Origin of the sequence: Irregularibacter muris, from assembly GCF_024622505.1 — a bacterium.
Lineage (GTDB): Bacteria > Bacillota > Clostridia > Eubacteriales > Garciellaceae > Irregularibacter > Irregularibacter muris.
Genome location: NZ_JANKAS010000003.1, coordinates 210,271 through 233,730 on the forward strand (window position 1 = coordinate 210,271; position 23,460 = coordinate 233,730).

Here is a 23,460-nt window from a genome sequence, read left to right on the forward strand (position 1 = left end):
ATGAAAGAGAAATTTATGCGTTGGGATATATTGTTTTTACAGTATCTAAAGCGCGATTGGAAAAAAATAATATTTTGGATTATAGGACTCGGTCTATTTTCGGCAGGTTTCGTTCCTGCTTTTGAAGAAATAGCCAAGGGGCAAGGCTTAATTGGAATGTATGAAACCATGCAAAATCCTGCCATGACATCGATGGTTGGACCTACTCCAATTAAAATAGCAACCCATTATACATTAGGGGCAATGTATACCCATACAATGTTATTATTCTGCGGTTTGTTTGCCATGATCATGTCTGTTTTGCACATAGTGGGGCACACCCGTAAAGAAGAAGACTTAGGACTTTTGGAACTTATACGTTCATTTCAAATAGGACGTCAGGCAAATTCTCTGGCTTCAATGATAGAAACAATTTTCATAAATGTATTACTTGCACTATTTATTGGTGGTGTAATGACCATCTTTGGTGCCGATACCATCTCTGCAAAAGGATCTTTTTTATTCGGAACATCTATTGGAATGGCTGGCATAATGGGTGCAGCCATTGCACTTGTGATGGCACAAATAATGCCATCATCCTCTGGTGCAACAGGGTCATCCCTTGGAATTGTGGGACTTCTCTATATCCTTCGTGCAGGCACCGATATCTCCAATATTGATTTATCCATGATCAATCCAATGGGCTGGACTTATTTAACCTATCCCTTTACTGAAAACCACTGGCTGCCCCTTGGCTATGGCTTTATTTTCTGTCTTATCCTGGTGGTTATCGCCTTTGCTCTTGAAGGAGCTCGGGATATGGGAGCAGGGTATCTACCTGAAAGAGAAGGAAGAGCAAATGCAAAAAAATCATTATTATCTGTCCCGGGTTTATTTATCAAGATTAATAAAGGAGTAATGATTGCTTGGTTAATTGCTTTTGTCATTTTGGGTGCTGCCTATGGATCCATTTATGGAGATATGCAATCTTTCATTGAAAGTAGCGATATCGTACAGCAAATGTTTACTCAATCAGGGGTTTCCATTGAAGAATCCTTTACGGGTACCATTATGATGGTTATGATGGGCTTGGTTTCTATTTTGCCCATTGTTATCGTCAATAAACTTTTTGCTGTAGAAAGCCGTTTATATTTAAGTCAACTTCATGCTACAAAAGTGACCCGTGGTCAATTTTATTGGACCAGTATTGGGTTAGCCATTTTTGCTGGTTTACTAGGAACTTTATTCGTTGCAGGTGGACTTGGAGGGACAGCAATCTCTGTAATGTCGGATAGTGCAACAATGGAAATGATTGATTTTTTAGCTGCAGGATTTAATTTCTTGCCCGCAGTATTATTCTTTACAGCGCTGGCAGCTTTAACACTAGGGTGGGCACCAAGACTGGGTAAACTTATCTATGTATATCTTGGATATTCCTTTATATTAAATTACTTTTCAGGTATCTTGGATTTGCCGGATTGGTTTTTAAAAACAGCTATAAAAAGCTGGATACCACGAATGCCCATGGAGGACTTTGATGCTTCTATCTTCATTACCATAACTGCAATTAGCATCGCTTTGATGATCATTGGCTATTTGGGATATAAGAGACGGGACATGATGGAAGGGGCTTAACCCAAAAGTAAATAAAAATGAGAACCACAATCTAATTTATAAGGAGGTGCCCCAGAAATCAATCTGGGACACCTCCTTAATTATGCTTTTGTATTTTTATATTTTTTCCTTTTGGTCTTTACTCCATCGGTTAACTCTTCTAGGGAGATATCCTTTCCCTCCATGCCAATTTGCCGCAGATATGCATCTGGTAAAGAAATATTTCTAGAATAGGGCTTTAAAAATAGAGCAAAGAGTAAAGCTAGAAGGCCTAGTATAAACTGCTTGCTTATTATAGCAAAAATCAACAATACCACCGTAAAAATAACCAAGGCATAAAACAGCCATTTAGACATCTTTTTCCCTTTATCTCTGGATTGATTCATCCTACTATTTATGGTCATACTTAAAACCAGCAGATTGTAAAGCTATGGACTGCACATAGGTATATGCGTTGATTTCAAGCCTTTCAAGAATATTGTTGGTACTTGCTAGACCGTCCCCTGCTAAAATAACTCCATGTCCCCTTAACAAAGCACCATAGGGCGGTTGTACGCCAGTAGGAAGGATTTCTTCTTTAATAAATGTAGTAACTGCATTAGCTAACTCTTCTGATACTGCTGGTGCATAGGGTAAGCATGGGAAAGCTTCACCTAGTTTACCAACATTTTCACATACTAGGGGCATATCAATGCCCATTGTGGCAAATGCCATCATTTCCTTTGGGTGGGCATGGATTACTGCATTCACTCTTTTATCGGTATGATAAATGGCCATGTGCATATTGATTTCTCTGGTTAGTTTACCAACCCCTTCAATAATATTTAAATCTTTATCTACCACCAATATGCCTTCTGGATTTGGATTCCATAATTGCTCTTCGGACATCAGAGTAGGCGTCATGATGAAAATCCCTTCATCTACTTTAGCGGATAGATTTCCCCCTGCTACATTAGTTGTCCATCGATCAAACATAGATTTTACGATTCTGCACATTTCTCGTCTTTCTAGTTCATATAACATATTAATCAATCCTCTCTATTTTTACTAAAGACTGTAACCTGTCTAAGTCCCCCACATCAATAGAAGAAGTATCGCACTGTTTTGCTTTAGAAGTCCCTACCGCACTTGCAAATCTTAGCATTTCTTCAATTGATGCCTTTTCATATATCTTTGCAACTAAACCCCCGACGAAAAAGTCACCTGCACCAGTTTCATTAACCTCTTGAACTTTTGGAGCAGCAGCATATATACAATTTCCTTCAGCATCTATTGAAATACTTCCCCTTTTCCCAAGGGAAACAACCCAATAGTCACATTTCCCTTTGACTTCCATAAGTGCTTCCTTAAAATCATTAATGGAGGTTAGTTTTTTGTTCACATACTCTTGAAATTCAAATTCATTGGGCTTTATTAAATAGGGTTTAACATGAATTGCTTCTCTCAGATATTCACCAGAGGAATCTACTACTAATTTAGCCCCTTTACTTTTTACAATAGAAAGCAAATCTACATAGTCAGATAAATGAAAACCAGAAGGAGGGGAACCCGCGAAAACAACAATGTCTTCATCTTTTAATTGACTATCCAAATAGGTTTTTAACCTCTTTAGGGAATCTTCTAAAATAGTAAAACCAGGTTGTGTGATCATAAAACTCCCTTGATTGGTCTCATCAATTAAAATAATGGATTCCCGTGTTTCTGATCCTGCTTGATGAATAAACTCACATTGCACACCTTTTTCTTCCATCATCTCTGCCATCATTCTGCCAGCTTTCCCCCCAATAAAACCTGTGGCAATGCTATCAATCCCCAGCATGGACAGAGCTACTGAGACATGAGTGGCCTTCCCTCCTATGTCATAGGTGGTAAGCTTTGTCTTGTTATTGTGCTTTCTTTGGAGTTTTCCATAGATTTGGATTAAACGATCTATTGCTGTGTTGAGAGTAACTGTATATATCACTTAAGTACCCTCCATTCTTTGTTTTGAGATTGTATTACTGTTCACTTAATGCATCTTCTTGTTCAAATTGTATATTCCGTTTTTTAAAGGTCATGACAAAATATACATATAAAGCGATGTAAACTGCCATCAATAAAATACCAATAAATTTACCATTGAATATCTCCGCAAATTGTGCAACAACCATCCGCCAGCCTGGTGACTCCATAGTTGCCCATGAGATCGTCTGGCCTGCTCCCAGTTGATAAGAGCCTGTTTCCAATGCTAGATTGGTAATGGTAGATGCAAAGTAAGTTCCTGCATATAAAAATATAGGTGTTGAAATAGCACCAATAATGATCATGCGCAGAATATGTCCGCCAGTTAAAATGTATAGAGGTGCCCCCACACATACATTAATCAGTCCACCTGCAGGTAGAATAGTATTTCCTGGCAATATTGCGGAAATAATCAAAATAATAGGAACTAAAATAATTAAGGTTACCCAGATTTCTGATGAGCCCGCTAAAAAGGGCCAATCTAAGCCAATATAAAAGTCCCGTCCTGGAAATCTTTTTTTCATAAATTCAGATGCAGCATCTGATATAGGTGCTAAAGCTTGCATAAATAATTTAGCCACCATAGGGAATAAAACCAATGCCGTCGCCAAATATACAGCTAAATTTAGTGAACCTTTCCAATCATATCCTGAAGCCAAACCTAATACTATTCCTACCACAAAGCCCATAACATGATTTTCTGCAAAAATTCCAATTTTGTCCTTTAAAACTTCCACATCTAATTCTTTATTTAAGAAAGGAATTTTTCTTAATATTTGGTCAAAGGGATTTAAAAAAACATTTATCAATGCCATACTGTGGGGAAATGCAACACCAGGAATATTTGATAAACGATAGGTTTGGGGTTGTGTTACATCTGCCATAATCAATTCAAGGACTACTTGCACAGCACCAATAAATAGAGCAAAAACAATATTATTACTTACGTAGTACACGAAAACAGCTGTTAATACCTTATTCCAAACATTCCACATATCAACATTTAGTGTATTGGTCTTCCCTATTGCTAACATAACAATATTAATAATAATTTGAATAGGGAAAAGCAGTATAGCATATGGCCACGCCCATGCAATGGATGAAACTGGAGACCAGCCTACATCTATGGATGTCAGCTGTAGACCTGTGTTTTCAACTATGGCTTCGGCTGCTGGTGAAATAAAACCAAACATGAAATTCATAATGGTATTCATTCCTATGAATGCAATCCCTAAGGTTAACCCTGCAGAAATTGCATCTTTGAGCTTCAGTTTAACGATTAAACCAAGAATGATGATAACTATAGGCAAAAAAATGTGTGAACCTAACCCTAATATCGTGTCAAATAATGTTTGAATTATTTGCACAATATTCACCCCTTTCTTTGTGCTTATCATTATTTTTTAAGAACTTCTACCAACCTTTCAAATTCCTTATCCATACCTGCTCCCGTCAAAAACGCAATTCCATTAAAAATGGGTACATCTGTATTGATATTTTTAGGACCCGTTATGCTAATGTATGCATCACATCGTTTTAAATGTTGACCAATGGATTTAATATCTACTGCTTCTACCTGGGCTCTAATTTTTTTCTCCTCCAACATTCTTTTTACTTTGGAAGCAACTGTTTGGGATGTAGCTACGCCTGATCCACATGCCACAATAACTTTTTTCATGGGCTTCACCTCCTAACTGCCTATTTTATTTTTAAATTTATCCAACACTTTCCCCTAGCTTTACTATTTAATAAATACTTTTCCCCCTAGGACAAAAGCGGATAAACCAAAAATTTCAATTCTACACCCAAATATCCATTGACAAATTAAAATGAAGAATAAAATAATTCAAATATTTCTGCAGCATCCTTACATCCCAGTAGAGCATTCATAAATTCTGAATTCATAAATAACTCCATCAATCTTGATAAGGTCCCTATTTGTGATTTTTCTTCTTTTAAACACATCAAAACAATGAAATGTGCATAGATCACATTGGCATCATTGCCCATTTCATGAAATTTCACAGGATGTCTGGGCCGAATTAACATCATACATGGCTCAATCACATGTTCTGTATTCCCATGGGGAATAGCAACTCCAAATGGAACAGTGGGTAAACCCGTAGGATATTCTATTTCCCTAGCTAAAATGGCGTCTAAGAAAGATGGTTTTACTTTGCTCTTTTCTAATAGGATTGGATAGGCCTTTCTAATTAAATCTAAACTATCTATGGCTTCAAAGTCACCAAAGGTAAGCTCTCTTGAAAAAAAATCAGTTCTCATCATCTTCACATCTCCTTTTATATCTGGGTTGTTCAACTCATTCCAATAAAATTTGTCCATGGGATGAATCACTTATTTTTTCTCACAAACAAATTAATGGCAAGTAATAAATAACTCATCTATTCTATAGGCTCTATTGTCATCTTTGCTTAATATGGTTAGTGAAGAAGAAGGGATATCCTCATCTATCCAAAAATCTTCTATTTTTCTGTGCAACAAACAATAGAAGATGGCTCTAATAATAACCCCATGGGTCACTACCAAAACATTCTCGGCATCCTTATGTTCATCATTCTTCAAATCAGATAAAAAGTGGGAAACCCTATCAATGACTTGTTGTACTGTTTCACCATCACCAAGAGGAGCATAATCTTGTGGATGATGATAAAGATCATAATAAGTATGTGGATAGTTTGTTTTACACAATTCTATTGATTGTCCCTCAAATATTCCAAAATCCATTTCTACTAATCGATTATCGTATTTAACTGTTTTAACAGCATTCTTTCCCATGGTCTCTATGATTAATTTACAAGTGTCTATAGCTCTTGGAGAGGTTGAACAATAGATATCCTTAAAAACAATTTCCTTTGAGTGGATATACTTTCCAACGCCTTTCGTTTGTTGTATGCCCAGGGAAGTTAAATCTGAATTAACTCTTCCTTGATAAATGCCTTTAACATTCATCGTTGTTTGTCCATGGCGAACTAAAAATATCTTTTTATACCCCATCCTTACCCTCCTATGTAGACAAATTGTATGACCATAGTATAAGATCTCTTTCATTTCGCTGTGCTATAAATATGTTTCAGAATTTCTTCCTTGGTACTTGCATGTAATAAATCTTTTATTAATCTTATATTCCCTAATGAAGCCGTTACATTTTTCAATATCTCTATATCTATTTCTCTTTTTAAATCTTTTGGAATAGCCAAGAGTATAATTAATCTTACTAAGTTTTTATTATTGTCCCAGGATATTTCATCTGTTGTTCTAGCAATGGCAATTGCTGGATTAACTACGCAATGGGAATGGCCATGGGGCATTGCTAGATAATCTCCCGCGAAAGTAGGTCCCATATTTTCTCTCTTATAGATATCTTGAATAAATCTGTCCTTATCTACTACAGCGCCCTTTTTTATTAAACGCTCTGATAGTTTTTTAATAACCTCTTCTTTGGAATGGACTTTTAAATTTAAGATGATACAATCTTCACTAATAACCTTAGAAATCGTCATATTTTCTCCTATTTTGAACCTTTGACTTTTTTACTCTATTATCTTCCTTAAAGCAGATGATAAATATTGATAATTTGAATAATATATAACAAAGATATAGGTTTCCAATTTATCCTGCATAAGGGTATATCTTTTAACTAAATCCTTTAAATCTGATTTCACATAGACATAGATCTGTTCCTTTAAATAGATTAACTCTTTTTTATCAAATAATTTTTGAATTTCCTCCACATCTTTGTGCATTTCAGCTGTTTCTATTGATACTAATTGCCCTTCCTTACAAAAATGAGGGGTTTTCTTATTATTCTGGATTAATTCTATACAATTTTTAATATTTTCTTTATCAATATGATTAAGAAATACAGAAGTCATCAAATAGGGGTTTTCTATATCTAAATTAACGGTGGAGATAATTAAATCGATTGCATTTAAATCTATATTACTGACCGAATAAGATGGAATTACATTTACAACATCAATATTGGGAAAGGTATTTTTTAATCTAGTCGTTAATAATTGACTTGTTCCATAGCCACTATGACAAACAACCAATGTTTTTATTTTCATCGTTTCAAGATTTCTTTCATTTTCAGATATAAAATAAGATAAAATGTAAGCAACCTCATCATCTTTTATCATCTTCATGTCGAACTTACGGCAAACCAAATAGCAGGCAATTTTTGTAATATAAAATTGTTCTTCAAATTCTAGTAAAAAATCCTTTAACAAAGGATTCTTAATATGAATATGGTATTTCAATCTGTTTAACATCGGTTTGATATGCAGTATCAACCGATCATATAAACTAATTTTAAGATGATAACTTATACCTAACATTTGGGACACAATATTGATTAAAGAATTTGTAAAACTAGCATGTACAAAATTGGATTTATTATTATCTTCTTTGGCGTGTCCTTCATAACCTAATCTTACTGATATCAAGTATTTATAGATATAGATTGACTCTTCTTTATTTGTTTGAATATCAAATTGTTTTTCTATTTCTTTTATTATGTAAATAGCACTGTTATACAGTTCATGATCCTCTATTATTACAGTTTCACTGAGTGCCGAATTCTCATTGATATAATTCCCGTTTATAATTCGACCTGTCATAATAATTAGATGGGTAAGCAGATTCATATAATAGGGTTCATAGATAACTATCTTCAGCTTTTTTTCTAATTCATTTAAAAGATTTTCGAAAAAGGAGATAGACCGCTCCTTTAACATCACTTTCATTTCACCTATCCTTAATTCTTTATGTCTCATATCCTGATATTTTGTAATATACTTGGGGTTAATTTCCACATACTCTTGAAGTATAGAGACCAAAGCTTTCCTAATATTGATTTCACTGCCTATAATTTTTGTTCCTTTTAATGTTTTGGAGACTTTTAAATGATATTTATCTAGTTGATGTTGAATTTCATTTAAGTCATTAACAATGGATGTCCTACTTACCATGTATTTATCCGAAAGCTTTTGTATATTGGTGTATTGATTTGTATAAATGAGAAGATTTAATAAAATCTCAATTCTTCTCTGTTCTAAATCATGATCGCTATCAGATACTTTAATACTGTTCAATAGGCTGTTTAAATACTCTAATTGTGATGATGTATAATTCAGTTTTACTCCTATCCCTTGTTTTCTATCGATTTTGCATCCACTAGAATGTATAAATTTTTCTATTTCATCTAGGTCCTTTGAAATGGTTTTGCCTGAGACATTTAAAATATGTGAGAAATGTCTAATCGCCTGATAGCCATCTTCAATTATCAATTCTTTTAACAGATCTATTTGTCTCTTATTCATAATTTTATAGGCCCCTTTTAATCCTGATTATATTACGCTTCTATATGAAATTCTATTACATGTCAGTTCTGTAACGATAAGTAGATTATGTGCAAACTTCCTTTATAAAGGAAACCTATTTATTATTTAAGGCTACAAAAAAGCGGCTATCGCCGCACTTATGAAATAAAAAGATTTAGTTTTAGAGGAACAAGACCAGCTTTCCTATTTCATAAAAAAAGCTGAATAACCAATTAAGATATTTGGCATTCAGCTTTTTGATGAAATGGATATGACTTCATGGGAAGTGTAAAAGGTTCTTGAAAAGTCCGAATTTATATCCTTATTAATATTTATACTGCACCACTTTTTTTTGCTGCCCTCTTTTTCTTAATTGTATTTAGAGTTGTATCTAAATCTGTTCCACCTTCTTCATATTCCTTCCAAAGCTTAACAATAACGCCGTTAATTCCGTATAATCCAATGAGATTTGCAAATACCATTAGTCCATTAAAAGTATCACATATTGCCCAAACTAAGCTTACTGTTGCTATTGAGCCAAATAAAACAAAGAAAAGTATTAACACGATATATGCGGGAACTGATCTGACACCAAAAAGCTTCTTGAAGTTTTGTCCACCATAGAAATAAGCAGCAATAATTGTTGAAAAGCAAAAGAAGAATATGGTGATGGTAATCAATATAGAACCCATATGTCCAAATACGCTTTGGTAGGCTCCTTGAATGACACCTATACCTTCTGCCCCACTTTGATAAGAACCTGTAGCTAATATTAATACACAAGATATTGTTAAGATTATGAATGAATCTATTACTACTGACATCATAGCAGCAAGTCCTTGATCACAAGGATGTTTAACCTTTGCTACCGCATGAGCATGTGGAGTGGAACCCATACCAGATTCATTGGAAAACAATCCCCTTGCTATTCCATATTGCATTGCTTGCCTAACAGCAATACCTGTAAAACCTCCTCCTATTGCCCTTGGTGAAAAAGCAGCTTTAAAAATCATTGCAAAGGCTTCCGGTATACTAGAAAAATTAATTGCTAATATACAAAGTCCACACACAGTATAAAATATTGCCATAATAGGAACGATCTTAGTGATTGTTGATGCAATTCTTGTTATTCCCCCTTGAACTACAGCAAATAATAATATAGCCACTACAATGCCTGTTATTAATGGTGGTATACCGAAAGAATTGTTTATTGCATCAGCAATGGTATTCCCTTGAACCATTGCGGCAGCCATTCCAAAACCTATTATAAGAAATATAGAAAATGCTCCCGCTAAAACTTTTCCAAATTTTCCGGTAAATGCAGCTCTTATATAATATGCTGGACCACCTGTTACAGTCCCGTCTGATAAAGTTGTTTTGTATTTTTGTGCTGCAGTAGCTTCTGAAAATATTGTTCCCATCCCCAAGAAAGCACTTAACCAAATCCAGAAAACTGCACCCGGACCTCCTGCCATAATAGCTGTTGCAGGACCTGCAATATTTCCTGTGCCGACTTGTCCTGCTATAGCTGTAACGAGCGACTGCCAAGAGCTCATTCCTTCCTTATTTGCCTTTTCCCCAAATTTAAAATCACCAAAAGTAATAAGAAATGCATCCTTCAGTCTTCGAATTTGAGGAAACCTCAGCCTAAAAGAGAAAAAGATTCCAGTACCGAGTAAAATGAAAACCATAAAGTTGCCCCAGAACACCCCATTAATTGCATTAAAAAAATTCAATAAAATATCCATAGTTTTTCGTTAGCAAATAGCGCTAACATCCCCCTTTCTATTTTTAAATTAAGCTTTTAAAATAAAAACACACTTTGCTTTTATATTTTGCATATTTCACATGCCAACTTTAAATAATAGCTAAACAATTTTCTATTATTGTTATTTTATTTAGGTTGATCGCTTTCATATAATTTAAAAATATATAGTTCCATTCATTTTTAATAATTTAATCCTATTTAAATTTCTGCCCCTTAATTAAATCATTTTGTATTGTTCTTATCGTCAAGGTACCTTTTATCACAAATATAGAGGGTATTCTTTTCAGTTATGAGTTCATCCATTTTCATGCGATGCTAAATGATAATGGGTAAAAAAGATCTGATTTTCTGGCCAGTGTCCTTTCATTGGGTGGTATGGTTTGGATAATTCTATTTAGCCCTAGGACACTGGCTTTTTCTATACCTAAAATTATGGAAATTCTATAAAAACTCTAGATTAGAAAATATCAATGGTGATAAATCTAATAATTAAACACTCGTGAAAATTTTATTCCAATGTAATATGGCGGTCCTTAATCTAATTTATCGAAAGCCTGCTTAAAGTCAGCAATTAAATCCTCCACCTCTTCACACCCAACAGAAAGACGAATTAAATTATTCTTCTTTGGATTTGGATAGTAAAGGCTTCGAACATCACCAAGACTCACTGCGATGGAAAATAGTTTAAGGTTTTTGCCTAACTCCTCCATTGCTGGCCCGCCTCCCTTTAGATAAAAGGAAACCATTCCCCCTTTACCATTAGGTAAGAGATTTTGAGCCCTATCATAATCTGGATGGCTTTCAAGTCCAGGATAGATTACAGACTCCACTTCAGATCGTGATTCAAGGAATTCTGCAATGGCTTGGGCATTCTTTGCATGGGCTTGCATTCGAAGATGCAGTGTACGTAGGCCCCGGAGGAGCAACCAAGAATTAAATGGGCTAATTACAGTCCCTAGATTGTCTCCATAATAACGTACCTGATCTACAATTTTTTTATTTCCAGCCACTACACCCCCTAATGCATCCCCATGACCTGAAATGTATTTCGTTGCAGAGTGCACTACAAGATCCGCACCTAATTCTAAGGGTCTTAAAAGATAGGGTGATAAGAAAGTATTGTCCACGATAAGAAGCAAACCATTATCATGGGCAAGCTTGGAAAGGCCTGGTATATCAGTAACATTTAAATGTGGATTAGACAAAGATTCCACAAAAATAACTTTGGTATTTGATTTAATCTGCTTTTCAACATTGGATAAATCATTAGTATCTACCCGGGTAACTTCAATATCTTTTTTAGCAAATACATCATCTAAAAGAGATTTCGTTACTGTAAAAAGATCAATAGAGGCTATACAATGATCTCCTGCATCTAGGATGCTCAATAATGCTGAACTAACCGCCGACATTCCACAGGCAGTGATGGTCGCATCCTCTGCACCCTCCAATGCAGCCACTTTTTTCTCTAAGGCAGCAGTCGTTGGATTGGCGGTCCGACTGTAAAAATATGTATCAGGGACCCAGTTCATTCCATCATCTACAGCAGCTTCTTTCTCTTGGGCAGACTCAAAGGCAAAGGTGGCACTTTGATAAATCGGTGTATTAAGAGCTCGAGTCGTAGGATCAACCACTTCACCTGATTGAATAGCACGTGTTGCAAATCCCATTTGTTCTTCTTTCATTGAAATACTCCTCCTCAAAATTATTTTTAAAACCTTTTCACTTTTATTATAAAGAGTACATTCAATATTGTCAAACACTATTTGTCATTATCAAAAATTTTTTTTATTTAGTAGCAAATATCAATCTGCAAGTAATTATGTGCACAGCATAAAATTAAGTCTTTTTGATAAAGTAGATGAGCCGCCATAAAGGAAACAATAAAAATAGGATCATGTAAATGAATAGTAGAAGAAGAGAGTTTATATGAGAAAAAGGCAAAGAAAAATCTATGTGGAAGAATTTGTAGATAGGAATTTATACTCATTGATTATGTGAATTGATTTAATCCTATCCAATAAGTTTATGATAATATCAAATAAATTTGTAATTTATGGATACTTACATTAGAATAAAAGGAGGAAATAGTATACTCTAATAAATAATTAAGACCTCTTAATTAGAAGGGAAGAATTAAATGGATGAAAAAAACACTAGACCCCGAGTCATTCAATCGGTACAAAGAGCTTTAGATATTCTTGAATGTTTTGATCAATTACATAGAGAATTGACATTGGGTGAAATCAGTGAAAAATTGGGTCTAAATAAAAGCACAGTTCATGGAATTATCAAAACCTTAAGTATCAATGAATATATCGACCAAAATAATAGCAATGGAAAATATTTATTAAGCCCAAAATTATTAGGCAAATACCAATTGGTTTCTGATTCAATCTCCATACGACTAAAAGAAATAGGCTCTTATTATATAAAAAAATTAAGCCTCAAATATAAGGCTTCCAGTAGATTGTTTTCTTATAGAGACCAAAATTTAATTTTTTTAGAAATGATAAAACCTAATAATTCTTATTATACGATCAGTTCTGTCACTGGATATCCTATTCCCCTGAATGCAACTGCCTCTGGGAAAATAGTTTTAGCTCATATGGAAGAAGAAGAATTAGAATATTATTTAAAACAAGAGTCTTTCGTAAAGTTTACAGATAAAACCCTTGTAGAAAAAAAGGATATTCTTTTTGAAGCAAAGAAAATTTATGAAACTGGTTATAGCATAGAAAATGAAGAAATAGAAATAGGGATCTATTCCATTGCTTCTCCTATTTATGATAACCAAAACCACTTAATTGGCGTTTTAAGTTTAACAGGACCCATTGGAAAGTTGAAAGATCAAACCCAAGAAATAATTGTAGATATGACAGATTATAGTAAAAAAATTACTGAAAAATTGATAGGAGCATAGACTTTACAAAAAGAAAATGAGAAATTAAACTTGATGGATTTATTACAATCTATTATTCATGAAAATAAGAAGGAGATAAAATAGAGAAATAGATAGCATTTTATAAAAAAGACTCAATTGTCCTTATTTTTAATAAGTCAGATAAGGATATCCTTATCTGACTTAAAGTCTATCTATTGCTACCCTGATTTAATTTTTTAAAAGTTTTGTTTATTTTTCCTTATCTATGGTATAATAATAAAAAAGGTAATCGGATTCGCAAAATGCGATTGCCACTTTGGAGTTAATTATTCATTAATCACTCTGCATGGGCGTGCAGGGTGATTACTTTTTTTGGTCCTTATTCCTATCTAAATAGGAGATTAGCGATATTGTAAATACACCAAAGGTTATCATTAAAGATATTGCCTCATATGTACTCATATCGCACCACCTCCCTTCATCTTAAGTAGAGAAGTGGCGACCACACCCTGCTTTTATCCGATTACCTTATGCCTATTTTATCAAATATTATAATTATTTTCCATGAAATTCTTCTCTCATCAACAATAATCTTGCCTATTACCATTTCTCAGTATATAAATATCCACTCATCCCATGAATAACCTCATTATTGATTTAGATAAGAACAACCCCTTCAATTGCGCTACAAAAGATAAAGGGATGAAACTTTTTCATTTCATCCCTTTTGTATAAATATTCTCCTTTTTTATTCTGAGGTGATTACTTCGTTTATTTTCTTATACCATGTATTATTTACAGTATAATTTTGCCTTATCTATTGAATTAAATAAATTCATTTTAAATTCAATCACTTCTTTGGTTGCTTCTATACATTCAGGATAGATGGCATTGGGTTCAAAGATATTTTTATCCCTGTCAAAAATCTCTCTAGCTTTTTTATAAAAAGCGGCTTTAATATCACTGGAGATATTTATTTTTGAAATTCCTAGAGTTACTGATTTAGCAATTTCATCATCAGGATTACTGGAGCCTCCATGTAGAACTAAAGGTGCTGCCACTTCTTTTCTAATTTCCTCTAATAGATCTAGTTTTAATTCTGGTTTCATATCAGAAGGATAAATCCCATGTTTGGTTCCAATGGCAACGGCTAAAGTGTCTATTCCTGTTCTTTCTACGAATTCCTTTGCCTTAGCTGGGTCGGTATAGATGATTTCATCTGCTCCACCTTCAGCAGAATTTCCTGCATTTCCAATAGTTCCTAATTCCCCTTCTACAGAGACATTTAGAGGATGAGAAATTTCTACTACTTTTTTGCAGATTTCTATATTTTCCTCAAAGGATAAATGAGATGCATCAATCATTACCGAGGTAAATCCGACTCGAATAGCTCTTAGTACTTGCTCAAAAGTAGAACCATGATCCAAATGGATGACCATGGGCACATTGGATTTATTGGCCTCTTCAATACAGGATGCTACAAAACTATCTTCCAAAAAAGATAGCTCGTCTGGATGAAGGGCTAGAATTACAGGGGATTGTTTTTCATTGGCACTTTCTATGACAGCCTTTAAGATTTGCCCACTTCCTATATTAAATGCTGGCACTGCAAATTTATTTTCTTGAGCTACACTTAATAGTTCTTTCATATTCATTAGCATATTGTTCACTCCAATTATAGTTTGTATTTTATAGGGCCTTACCCTTGGAACCGGATAATTCGATGTAATCTTTAATCACTTGGGCACTATCTTTTTCCACTTGATGCATTAAATAAAAGAAGTTGATATCAGGATTTTCCTTGAGGATTTTAAGAGCACTGTCCCTATTGGCATTCATAAAATCACAGCCTACATTGATTTTATTGATGCCGTGTTGTACAGATTTTAAAATATTTTCCTCTCCGGATCCTGATCCTCCATGGAGAACCAAGGGAATATCTACTTTTTCCTTGATTTCCTTTAATCTTTCAAAATCAAACTCTGGTACCATGCCCTCAGGATAGTCTCCATGGGAACTGCCATAGGATATAGCCAAAGCGTCTATTCCAGTGCTTTCCACAAATCTTTTGGCTTCATCTGGATCTGTCTTCATAGCATTTTCGGTATAATTCTCACCTTCGGTTCCTCCTAGGCTACCTAGCTCAGCTTCAACCGATATCCCCCTTTGGTGGGCATAGCTTACCACTTTTTTAGTTTCTGCAATGTTTTTTTCAAAATCAAAATCTGATCCATCGTACATAATGGAAGAAAATCCATCTTCAATAGCTTTAAAGACTAAATGTTGATCCTTCCCGTGATCTAAGTTTAAAGCTACGGGAACAGATGCCTTGTTGGCCAAGGTTTTTACCATGGGAGCAATAAGATCGCTGGGAGCATGCTTGACTAAATGTTCTTCTACGATATTGACAATAATAGGGGCCTTGAGTTCTTCTGCTGCATTAATAACCGTCCTAGCTGTTTCCAGATTAAAACAATTTATGGCCATAACCCCATAGTTTTCCCTATGGGCTTTTTCTAGCATTTCTTTCATGGAAACGTACATGATAATTTCCCTCCTAGAATAATTCGGTATATCTATATATCGAGTTAAAGTATAACTAGTTGTGCTAGCTATGAGATTTTAACGAGCACAACTAGTTGATATTCCTGTTAAGATAATCTAATATTAGATAAATCAATATCTTCCTCTTCTTCTTCCTCTTCTAAAAATATCTCTTGCTCCTTAGGTTCTTTCTTGAGAACCAAGAGGAGAACTGCTGTTACTAGGGAACCTACAGCCAATGCTATAAGGAATTTAATAGGATTGGTCATAGCAGGTACAATAAACATTCCTCCTGATGGAACAGGTGACCCTACTCCCCACATCATAGATAGTCCTCCACCAATAGCTGCCCCTATAGAACAGGAGGCAATAACTCTAATAGGATCCACAGCGGCTATAGGAATAACTCCTTCTGTGATCATGGCAATCCCCATAGGGAAAGCAACTTTGATGTTTTCTACCTCTCTACTGGAGTATATTTTCTTTCTAAGGAATCTAGAAAACACTAGGGATAAGGTTACCCCAAAGGGTGGCACCATAGATGCTAGGATCTTTACCGCCTCTGGCTCTAGTATTCCTTCTAATAATAAACCATCTGCAAATAGAGATGCGGTTTTATTCACTGGTCCTCCAAAGTCAAAAGCGGCCATAGCTCCCATTATAGAACCAAATACAAATCTAGATGCGCCTTGCATATTCACCAAGAAGGCGGTTAAAGCATCTGTAGCTGCAACGATAGGAACACCAATGACAAAATACATCAATAATCCAATAACTAGTGTAGAGATCAATGGTAGGATCATCATTGGCATTAGACCTTCTGCCCATTTAGGTACTTTTAAATTTTTCTTAAGCCAATTGATGAAATAACCAATAATATACCCCCCCAACATACCGCCAAGGAATCCTGCACCTATAGAATTGGCAATAAGTCCCATAAATAGACCTGGTGCAATTCCTGGACGATCAGCGATGGAATATGCTATCCCCGCTGCAATGACTGGGGCCAATAAACCCATTCCCAATACGCCCAAAGAAACTAAGGCATCGGGAATAGAATAAGCTTGAGTATAATCCCCTATGACGTTTCCATTGGTTAGATTGCCTATAGCAATTAATAATCCTGAGGCCACGACTAAGGGTAACATATAGGAAATAGCTGTTAATGCATGTTTTTTTAATTGCAATTTTTTCAACATCTTTATTCCCCCTATTCTTTTACTAAATCTTCTACCTTTTTCATTAATCCTTTAGGTGATTTAATGACAATACTTGTGGGTACTTCTACCATCTTTTTCCCTTCAAATCTTTCTTTACCAGATATCTTAATATCTGCAGCAATGATCACTACATCGGCATTGTCGATATCTTTTTTCTCTAATTTACCTTCTGTCCCTACGGTTCCTTGGGTTTCTATTTTTATTTCATGTCCAAGACTTTCTGCAGCCTTAACGAGTTTTTCTTTGGCGATATAAGTATGAGCTATTCCCGATGTACAAGCGGCAACTCCAACAATTTTCATCTTTCCACCTCCTTTCTATTCATGTTTTGTCATGATTTCTAGAATATCTTCTGTAGATTCTACTGATAATAATTTTTCACATTTCTCTTCATCCCCTAAGGTTGACGCTACCTGTGCCAGCAATTTAATGTGGACACTAGTCTTATCTTCTTCGGGTACAGCAAATAGGATAATCAGTTTTACTCCTTTTCCATCTAAGCTTTCCCATTGGATTTCTTCAGAGGTTCTGCCAATGGCAAGGGCCGTTTTGGCCACATGTTTTGATTTGCCATGGGGTATAGCAATATAACCGCCCATACCTGTCTCTCCAATTTCTTCCCTGGCGTATACATCTTTTATAAAGCCTTCTTTATCGGTTATCGATCCGGTTTTTACTAATAAGTCTGTTAATTCATCTATAGCTTCCTGTTTTGTTTTTGCTTTAAGATTGAGATTAATTCGTTCTTCTAAGATAATATTTCTCAAGTCCATTTGTTCATCGCTCCTATCTAATGTATTCCATCCATTCTTTATGGAGATTTTTGTTTGTTATGATTGCTGATTATTTTCTTTACTGTAGAGATCAAATAATGATGGTTATCATATTTTATGACATATATATCTTTGTTCTCTTTGTCTATACTGGTCAATAAAAGGGTACTCTTTTCATTTGTTTTATAGGGATATATACAGATTGTTTCATTCAGACATACCATTTCATTTTTATTGAATTCAATCCCTTGGTTTTTCTTGAGGATATTGGGTAAATCTGTCTCCTTCTTATAGTTATAAGTATTATTTACAACTACATCCTCAAATATTTCCTTTTGCTTATTATTTATTTTCCCAAGGGACTGATTGTCTATTAGGTGTTGAATATTTTTAATATCCGCCTCCCCTAAAAAGGCTGATACTAAAACATAGGGCTTGTCTATATTTAATTTAACTGTGGAAATAATCAGGTCGATATCATCTAAATCAACCCTATTCAATTTGCTAGATGCGATAACATCACTGATATTAAGATTGGCAAAGGATTTTCTAAGTCTTGTTGCTAGGAGCTGGGAAGTTCCATAACCACTATGGCATATGACGATGGCTTGTTTATTTGAATTGGACTTTTCTATTTCATATTGGAAATAGGTCATAATATAGGCAACTTCATCCAAGCTGATGTTTTCTATCTCCAGCATATCGCATACAATCATGCAGGCAATCCTCGTGATGGTAAAGAATTCACTGAACTCAGTAGTTATTTCATCCAATAAAGGATTTTTGATTTTAATCCCGGCTACAAGCCTGTTTAGCATTGGTTTAATATGCAACAATAGAGATTGAAATAGTTTATTATCATAATTAAAATCTTTTTCACTCATATCGGAAATGACAGCGATAAGCTTACGGGTAAACATCTTTGATAGGGCTTCCAGTTCATCACTGGGTTTTGATATTTGATTATCCTTATTCCTTAAACCACTGGAAATCAAATATTGATAGATATAAAACACTTCATTATCTGCAATTTTGATATCATAGTGATTTTCTATCTGATTTACTATTTTAAATACGCCTTTGTATATTTTGCTATCTATCTCTGTTAGTCTATCGTTACTGCCTCTTATCTCTTCTAGATCATTGCCCTCTCGAATTCTTTTTGTCATGATCAGTAGATGGGTCAATAAGTTTGTATAATAAGGCTCATAGATAATTCTTTTCATGTCACTTTCTAATCCATTGAGTAGATTTTCAAAGAACTTGATTTCATCCACTTCGTCCAATCCCTCAATATTATTTTCATTATGGCGTAAAATCTGATATTCTATTAAATAATTTGAATTGTAATGAATATTTTCTTGAATAACATAGGCAAGCGCATTTCTAATATCCATTTCCTTTGCGGAAATACGGGTTCCATCCCTTGTTCGGATAATTTTAATATTAAATTCTCTAAATTGGTCCTCAATGTATTTTAAGTCATTGAGTATAGAGGTTCTGCTCACATAGTACTGGTTGGAAAGCTTTTGAATGGTGGTATATTCTTTGGAATTTAATAATAAGCTTCTGGCAATTTCAGCTCTTCTTTGCTCCACTGAAATTTGTTCATTTATATTTCCATGGCTATTGATGATCTCCACCAGTTGAAATAATTGGGCATCATCATAGTGAAGTTTTACTCCGCTCCCGGATTTTCTTTCTAAGGTAGACCCAGTTTTTTCAATAAAAGATTGAATCTCATCTAAATCCCATGAAATAGTCTTATTGGATACCCCTAAAGTGTGGGCAAAATTTTTTATGGGCTTATATGAATTATCGCTAATCAATAATCTAAGTAATTCTATTTGTCTTTGATTAAGTTGATCCATATTACCACTTCCTTTTTCTTAATTGTTATTATAGCAAACCGTTTACATAATGAATATTACATTGTGTTCCGCAACAATGTGGAAGTAATGTACATTGTATTTGGAATATTCTTATTATGACACGGAAAAGATCTTATTATTAGGTGGATGGAATATATTGTGATTCTTATACCCTAAAAAAGAGAGGAAGCCCAATTGGGCCTCCTCTCTTTTCCTAAATATCCTCTGTAAATTTTTCTATGCTCATCCTACTCTCCAATTTACCATTTTGAGATGATCCCATCCTATTTGGAGAAATGATGGTTAACATCTATTGTATTAACTACAGTTTATTTTTAATGTAATGATTTCAAAGGGTTTAAATTCTAATTCATTATTCCCTCTACTGAATAAACTCCTATCGGTAGGTTCTTCCATTAGATTGACAAGCTGTACATCTTTGACTCTATGATCAAAGTTTAGTTTTACTCTTTCAGTGCCTCCATTACATTCATATAGCCTTATAATGATATCGTCGCTATGTTCTGCCTTTTTTATGGTTTCAATCATTATGCTTTCATTATCCACCCTTACCAAGGCTTCTTTTTTCCTATCAAAGTAAAACTCTCCAGTAAATTCAACAACCCTTAGGGGCAAATTTAGTTCATAGGAGGCTTGAATAACTTGACCTTCTATGCAATCTCCACCATGGGGATATAGTGAGTAAATAAACTCATGGGTTCCCTTATCTGCTTCAGCCCCTGGGGTATCCGTACTTCTTAGAAGATTTAAATTTATGGTATTTCCTTTAACTCTATGCCCATATTTGCAATCATTTAATAGTGCAACCCCATAATCTGCCTGGGATAAATCTACATATTTATGGGCACAAATTTCATATTTTGCCATATCCCAACTGGTATTATCATGGGTAGGGCGTTTGATGCTGCCGAATTGGATATCGCAGCTTACTTCATGGGTAAAAACATTCACTGGAAAAGAGGTTCTGAGCATCCTATTGCTCTCTTTCCAATCCACCTTGGTTTTAAAATCTATTCTTCTACTCCCCTCAGTTAGTATAATTTCCTGCTCAATAGTGGATAAATGATAGGTATAAATCTGTTTAACAATAGCCTTAGGCCCACGGACCATACTTTCAGAATACTCAAGCTTAAACTTATCCTGAGGGATATCATGGCAGGTGGGGGAAAAGTCCCAAGCGTTTCCGTAAGTTTCTTCATAGGGGGTAAGTACATTTGCCTTGAAATTTGTATCTAAAGCTTCTCTTTGAAATTCTTTGTCAAATACCGATTTTAACGAACCATCTTCATTAAAACTTACTTTTAATAAATTGTTTTCAATACAGTGATCCTCTGCGGTAACACCAAAGGAAGTGCTTTCCAATGTACTGGATTGAATGACCCTGTGATTCATAGCTGGCACTTTCACTTTAGCCCACTCTCCATTAATCATTAGCCATTCTTCTCTATCCCATGACAGGGAATTTATTATGCCAGCAGCTTTAGTTTTTGGAGTTATTTTACTTGCTAGTAAGAAATCTGGAGTAACTTGGTTGGTACAATAGCAATCTTCCAGTAAAGCTCTGTAGGTATCCTCTATTAATTTTTCGGTATGTTTCAAGAGATATTCATACCTCTCCAACGATTCATCATATACCCTTTTTATAGATGAACCTGGCAGGATATCATGAAATTGATATAATAGTACTTCCTTCCAGATAGTCTCTATCTCTGCTTGGGGATATGATCTTAACCCTTCTATTTGGGCTAATACAGACACATATTCCAGTTCTCTAAGGGCAAATTCCATTTTTCTGTTGAAGCATTTATTTTTAGCCTGGGTAGTATAAGTTCCCTGATGTTTTTCTAAATATAATTCCCCGCTCCAGGTTTTATAGTTGGCCATGTTTTTTTCAATTCTCTTAAAAAATTCCAGTGAAGGCTCTTGCTTAACGGGTACCAAACCATTTAAGTGTTTTTCCCGTTCTAGTCTTTCGAGATGTTCTTCTCCTGGACCTCCACCTCCATCTCCTATTCCAAAGAGCATTAAACACTCTTGGGAAACTCCCTTGTCTTTAAAATTTCTTTCTGCTTCTTTTATGGCCTTTGGGGAAGCAGAACTATTATAAGTTCCCTCGGGAGGCATATGTACCAGTACTTTACTTCCATCTATTCCTTCCCACATAAAAGTATGGTGAGGAAATTGATTATATTCATTCCAAGACAATTTTATTGTCATAAAATAATCTAAGCCCGACTTCTTTAGAATCTGTGGAAGGGAAGCGGTATATCCAAAGACATCTGGCAGCCATAAAGTCTTCATCTCTTTATCAAATTCTTTTTTAAAAAACATCTTTCCATAAAGGACTTGTCGAATTAAAGCCTCTCCCCCTGAAATATTGGTATCTGGCTCAACCCACATTCCTCCTTGGGCTTCCCATCGTCCTTCTGCTATACGCACTTTTATTTTACGATATAGCTTAGGATATCGCTCTTTTATCCATGCATAAAGTTGGGGCTGACTTGCTCCAAATATATATTCAGGATATCTGTCCATATTTGATAAGACAGTTGAAAATGTACGAGCACCCTTTCTTATGGTTTCTCTTATAGGCCAAAGCCATGCTAAATCAATGTGAGCATGACCTATTGCGCTTATACTTAAAGATTCATCCCCACAGTTTTTATTAAGCTCTGCCGAAAGAATCTCTCTTGCTTTTTTAGCCTCTTCTTTATCATAGTTTTTCATAACCTTAAAAGCATGAAAAAGCGTAAATAAAATACTTTGATGCCTTGAAGAGTCTTCGGGAAGTTGCTCCATTAGCTCTTGAAGCACCTCTATATCATAATATAATTTACGCATTTCATCCTTTAAAAGGGCAATATGTGCTTCTTTGATTTTTCCACTATCTTTGTAATTTCCAAAAAGATCGTTACAGCCCCCATCTGCCCATAGATCAATGTTTTCTCCACCACAAGCTTTCTCTAGAAAATTCACTACCCTCTTCCCAGGCTTGCCAAGGGTTAAATCAAATTCAGAGCTAACATTTGTTAACCCCTGGTTAGGGCAACCATCCTCATCAAATATGCAGATCTCCCCGCTAATATCTATTAATAATACCACTTTTTTATGGGCAGCCGCTTTAGGTACAGTTCCGGTAAAATTAAACCATGCACAATCCCAAAGTTTGCCCCAACTCTCTCCTACATTTAGAGAAATATATTTACCCATAGTCTTTTCTTTAAAATCAACTGGCTCTTCTGTGACCCATGCATGGATATTTAGTGGTGCAATCTTATGATAAATACTTTCTTCTACCTTTGCTTTAAATACATCAATGCTTTTCTTATATGAACTAATAAAATATGGCATTTTTCTCTCCTTTTTTTATTTCTTAGAATTTACACTAGCTATTTCAAAACCAAAAACTTTATCCTATAATAGACTATGTACACTTTAGCAAA

General features: G+C 34.8%; 21 protein-coding genes. 2 read left to right on the top strand and 19 right to left on the bottom strand.

What is annotated here, in order from left to right:
* The gene (locus NSA47_RS05410; protein WP_257529893.1) at nt 1–1,614 is read left to right on the top strand and encodes an ABC transporter permease; all 1,614 of its coding nucleotides are present in this window, start codon (nt 1–3) and stop codon (nt 1,612–1,614) included.
* Nucleotides 1,615–1,694: 80 nt separating this feature from the next.
* Here NSA47_RS05410 and NSA47_RS05415 read toward each other — a convergent pair whose 3' ends face one another.
* From NSA47_RS05415 to NSA47_RS05465, 11 genes are all read right to left on the bottom strand, one after another.
* On the bottom strand, nt 1,695–1,979 hold the full coding sequence (locus tag NSA47_RS05415; RefSeq protein WP_257529894.1) for a hypothetical protein: 285 nt from the start codon (nt 1,977–1,979) through the stop codon (nt 1,695–1,697).
* A 4-nt stretch (nt 1,980–1,983) separates the two neighbouring features.
* A complete protein-coding gene (locus NSA47_RS05420) occupies nt 1,984–2,616 on the bottom strand; it encodes a class II aldolase/adducin family protein (protein ID WP_257529946.1) in 633 nt (210 codons plus the stop codon).
* Nucleotide 2,617: 1 nt separating this feature from the next.
* Complete coding sequence (locus NSA47_RS05425; protein ID WP_257529895.1) at nt 2,618–3,556, bottom strand: 1-phosphofructokinase family hexose kinase; 939 nt, start codon at nt 3,554–3,556, stop codon at nt 2,618–2,620.
* A gap of 34 nt (nt 3,557–3,590) precedes the next feature.
* Nucleotides 3,591–4,961, bottom strand: a complete 1,371-nt coding sequence (locus NSA47_RS05430; RefSeq protein WP_257529896.1) for a PTS galactitol transporter subunit IIC — start codon at nt 4,959–4,961, stop codon at nt 3,591–3,593.
* Between the two features lie 29 nt (nt 4,962–4,990).
* Nucleotides 4,991–5,272: a PTS sugar transporter subunit IIB gene (locus tag NSA47_RS05435; RefSeq protein ID WP_257529897.1), complete on the bottom strand. Its 282-nt coding sequence runs from the start codon at nt 5,270–5,272 to the stop codon at nt 4,991–4,993.
* A gap of 146 nt (nt 5,273–5,418) precedes the next feature.
* Nucleotides 5,419–5,877: a PTS sugar transporter subunit IIA gene (locus NSA47_RS05440; protein ID WP_257529898.1), complete on the bottom strand. Its 459-nt coding sequence runs from the start codon at nt 5,875–5,877 to the stop codon at nt 5,419–5,421.
* A 93-nt stretch (nt 5,878–5,970) separates the two neighbouring features.
* Nucleotides 5,971–6,609 (bottom strand): histidine phosphatase family protein, encoded by a 639-nt coding sequence (locus NSA47_RS05445; RefSeq protein ID WP_257529899.1) that lies wholly within the window; start codon nt 6,607–6,609, stop codon nt 5,971–5,973.
* A gap of 50 nt (nt 6,610–6,659) precedes the next feature.
* Nucleotides 6,660–7,115 carry a PTS sugar transporter subunit IIA gene (locus tag NSA47_RS05450; protein ID WP_257529900.1) on the bottom strand — a complete coding sequence of 152 codons (456 nt, stop codon included), beginning with the start codon at nt 7,113–7,115 and terminating at the stop codon, nt 6,660–6,662.
* Between the two features lie 30 nt (nt 7,116–7,145).
* Nucleotides 7,146–8,936, bottom strand: a complete 1,791-nt coding sequence (locus tag NSA47_RS05455; protein WP_257529901.1) for a BglG family transcription antiterminator — start codon at nt 8,934–8,936, stop codon at nt 7,146–7,148.
* 332 nt (nt 8,937–9,268) lie between these two features.
* A complete protein-coding gene (locus NSA47_RS05460) occupies nt 9,269–10,684 on the bottom strand; it encodes an alanine/glycine:cation symporter family protein (RefSeq protein WP_257529902.1) in 1,416 nt (471 codons plus the stop codon).
* 553 nt (nt 10,685–11,237) lie between these two features.
* Complete coding sequence (locus NSA47_RS05465; RefSeq protein WP_257529903.1) at nt 11,238–12,389, bottom strand: trans-sulfuration enzyme family protein; 1,152 nt, start codon at nt 12,387–12,389, stop codon at nt 11,238–11,240.
* Between the two features lie 455 nt (nt 12,390–12,844).
* Here NSA47_RS05465 and NSA47_RS05470 point away from each other — a divergent pair, with 455 nt between their 5' ends.
* Entirely contained in the window at nt 12,845–13,627 is a 783-nt protein-coding gene (locus tag NSA47_RS05470; protein WP_257529904.1) for an IclR family transcriptional regulator, read from the top strand.
* A gap of 324 nt (nt 13,628–13,951) precedes the next feature.
* Here NSA47_RS05470 and NSA47_RS05475 read toward each other — a convergent pair whose 3' ends face one another.
* From NSA47_RS05475 to NSA47_RS05510, 8 genes are all read right to left on the bottom strand, one after another.
* Nucleotides 13,952–14,050, bottom strand: coding sequence for a putative holin-like toxin (locus tag NSA47_RS05475; RefSeq protein WP_257529905.1), 99 nt, complete (start codon nt 14,048–14,050; stop codon nt 13,952–13,954).
* A gap of 329 nt (nt 14,051–14,379) precedes the next feature.
* Nucleotides 14,380–15,249: a ketose-bisphosphate aldolase gene (locus NSA47_RS05480; protein ID WP_257529906.1), complete on the bottom strand. Its 870-nt coding sequence runs from the start codon at nt 15,247–15,249 to the stop codon at nt 14,380–14,382.
* Nucleotides 15,250–15,277: 28 nt separating this feature from the next.
* Nucleotides 15,278–16,132 carry a class II fructose-bisphosphate aldolase gene (locus NSA47_RS05485; protein WP_257529907.1) on the bottom strand — a complete coding sequence of 285 codons (855 nt, stop codon included), beginning with the start codon at nt 16,130–16,132 and terminating at the stop codon, nt 15,278–15,280.
* 107 nt (nt 16,133–16,239) lie between these two features.
* Nucleotides 16,240–17,331: a PTS fructose transporter subunit IIC gene (locus NSA47_RS05490; RefSeq protein WP_257529908.1), complete on the bottom strand. Its 1,092-nt coding sequence runs from the start codon at nt 17,329–17,331 to the stop codon at nt 16,240–16,242.
* A gap of 11 nt (nt 17,332–17,342) precedes the next feature.
* Nucleotides 17,343–17,654: a PTS fructose transporter subunit IIB gene (locus NSA47_RS05495; RefSeq protein WP_257529909.1), complete on the bottom strand. Its 312-nt coding sequence runs from the start codon at nt 17,652–17,654 to the stop codon at nt 17,343–17,345.
* Nucleotides 17,655–17,669: 15 nt separating this feature from the next.
* Nucleotides 17,670–18,125: a PTS sugar transporter subunit IIA gene (locus tag NSA47_RS05500; protein WP_257529910.1), complete on the bottom strand. Its 456-nt coding sequence runs from the start codon at nt 18,123–18,125 to the stop codon at nt 17,670–17,672.
* Nucleotides 18,126–18,163: 38 nt separating this feature from the next.
* A complete protein-coding gene (locus NSA47_RS05505) occupies nt 18,164–19,996 on the bottom strand; it encodes a BglG family transcription antiterminator (protein ID WP_257529911.1) in 1,833 nt (610 codons plus the stop codon).
* 318 nt (nt 19,997–20,314) lie between these two features.
* Nucleotides 20,315–23,368 (bottom strand): alpha-mannosidase, encoded by a 3,054-nt coding sequence (locus NSA47_RS05510; RefSeq protein ID WP_257529912.1) that lies wholly within the window; start codon nt 23,366–23,368, stop codon nt 20,315–20,317.
* Nucleotides 23,369–23,460 lie beyond the last annotated feature (92 nt).

Excerpts from the sequence above, each read along its gene's own strand:
- NSA47_RS05410 (WP_257529893.1), top strand. The coding sequence starts at position 1 with ATGAAAGAGAAATTTATGCGTTGGGATATATTGTTTTTACAGTATCTA.
- NSA47_RS05415 (WP_257529894.1), bottom strand. The coding sequence starts at position 1,979 with ATGAATCAATCCAGAGATAAAGGGAAAAAGATGTCTAAATGGCTGTTT.
- NSA47_RS05420 (WP_257529946.1), bottom strand. The coding sequence starts at position 2,616 with ATGTTATATGAACTAGAAAGACGAGAAATGTGCAGAATCGTAAAATCT.
- NSA47_RS05435 (WP_257529897.1), bottom strand. The coding sequence starts at position 5,272 with ATGAAAAAAGTTATTGTGGCATGTGGATCAGGCGTAGCTACATCCCAA.
- NSA47_RS05440 (WP_257529898.1), bottom strand. The coding sequence starts at position 5,877 with ATGAGAACTGATTTTTTTTCAAGAGAGCTTACCTTTGGTGACTTTGAA.
- NSA47_RS05445 (WP_257529899.1), bottom strand. The coding sequence starts at position 6,609 with ATGGGGTATAAAAAGATATTTTTAGTTCGCCATGGACAAACAACGATG.
- NSA47_RS05450 (WP_257529900.1), bottom strand. The coding sequence starts at position 7,115 with ATGACGATTTCTAAGGTTATTAGTGAAGATTGTATCATCTTAAATTTA.
- NSA47_RS05455 (WP_257529901.1), bottom strand. The coding sequence starts at position 8,936 with ATGAATAAGAGACAAATAGATCTGTTAAAAGAATTGATAATTGAAGAT.
- NSA47_RS05460 (WP_257529902.1), bottom strand. The coding sequence starts at position 10,684 with ATGGATATTTTATTGAATTTTTTTAATGCAATTAATGGGGTGTTCTGG.
- NSA47_RS05465 (WP_257529903.1), bottom strand. The coding sequence starts at position 12,389 with ATGAAAGAAGAACAAATGGGATTTGCAACACGTGCTATTCAATCAGGT.
- NSA47_RS05470 (WP_257529904.1), top strand. The coding sequence starts at position 12,845 with ATGGATGAAAAAAACACTAGACCCCGAGTCATTCAATCGGTACAAAGA.
- NSA47_RS05475 (WP_257529905.1), bottom strand. The coding sequence starts at position 14,050 with ATGAGTACATATGAGGCAATATCTTTAATGATAACCTTTGGTGTATTT.
- NSA47_RS05480 (WP_257529906.1), bottom strand. The coding sequence starts at position 15,249 with ATGCTAATGAATATGAAAGAACTATTAAGTGTAGCTCAAGAAAATAAA.
- NSA47_RS05485 (WP_257529907.1), bottom strand. The coding sequence starts at position 16,132 with ATGTACGTTTCCATGAAAGAAATGCTAGAAAAAGCCCATAGGGAAAAC.
- NSA47_RS05490 (WP_257529908.1), bottom strand. The coding sequence starts at position 17,331 with ATGTTGAAAAAATTGCAATTAAAAAAACATGCATTAACAGCTATTTCC.
- NSA47_RS05495 (WP_257529909.1), bottom strand. The coding sequence starts at position 17,654 with ATGAAAATTGTTGGAGTTGCCGCTTGTACATCGGGAATAGCTCATACT.
- NSA47_RS05500 (WP_257529910.1), bottom strand. The coding sequence starts at position 18,125 with ATGGACTTGAGAAATATTATCTTAGAAGAACGAATTAATCTCAATCTT.
- NSA47_RS05505 (WP_257529911.1), bottom strand. The coding sequence starts at position 19,996 with ATGGATCAACTTAATCAAAGACAAATAGAATTACTTAGATTATTGATT.
- NSA47_RS05510 (WP_257529912.1), bottom strand. The coding sequence starts at position 23,368 with ATGCCATATTTTATTAGTTCATATAAGAAAAGCATTGATGTATTTAAA.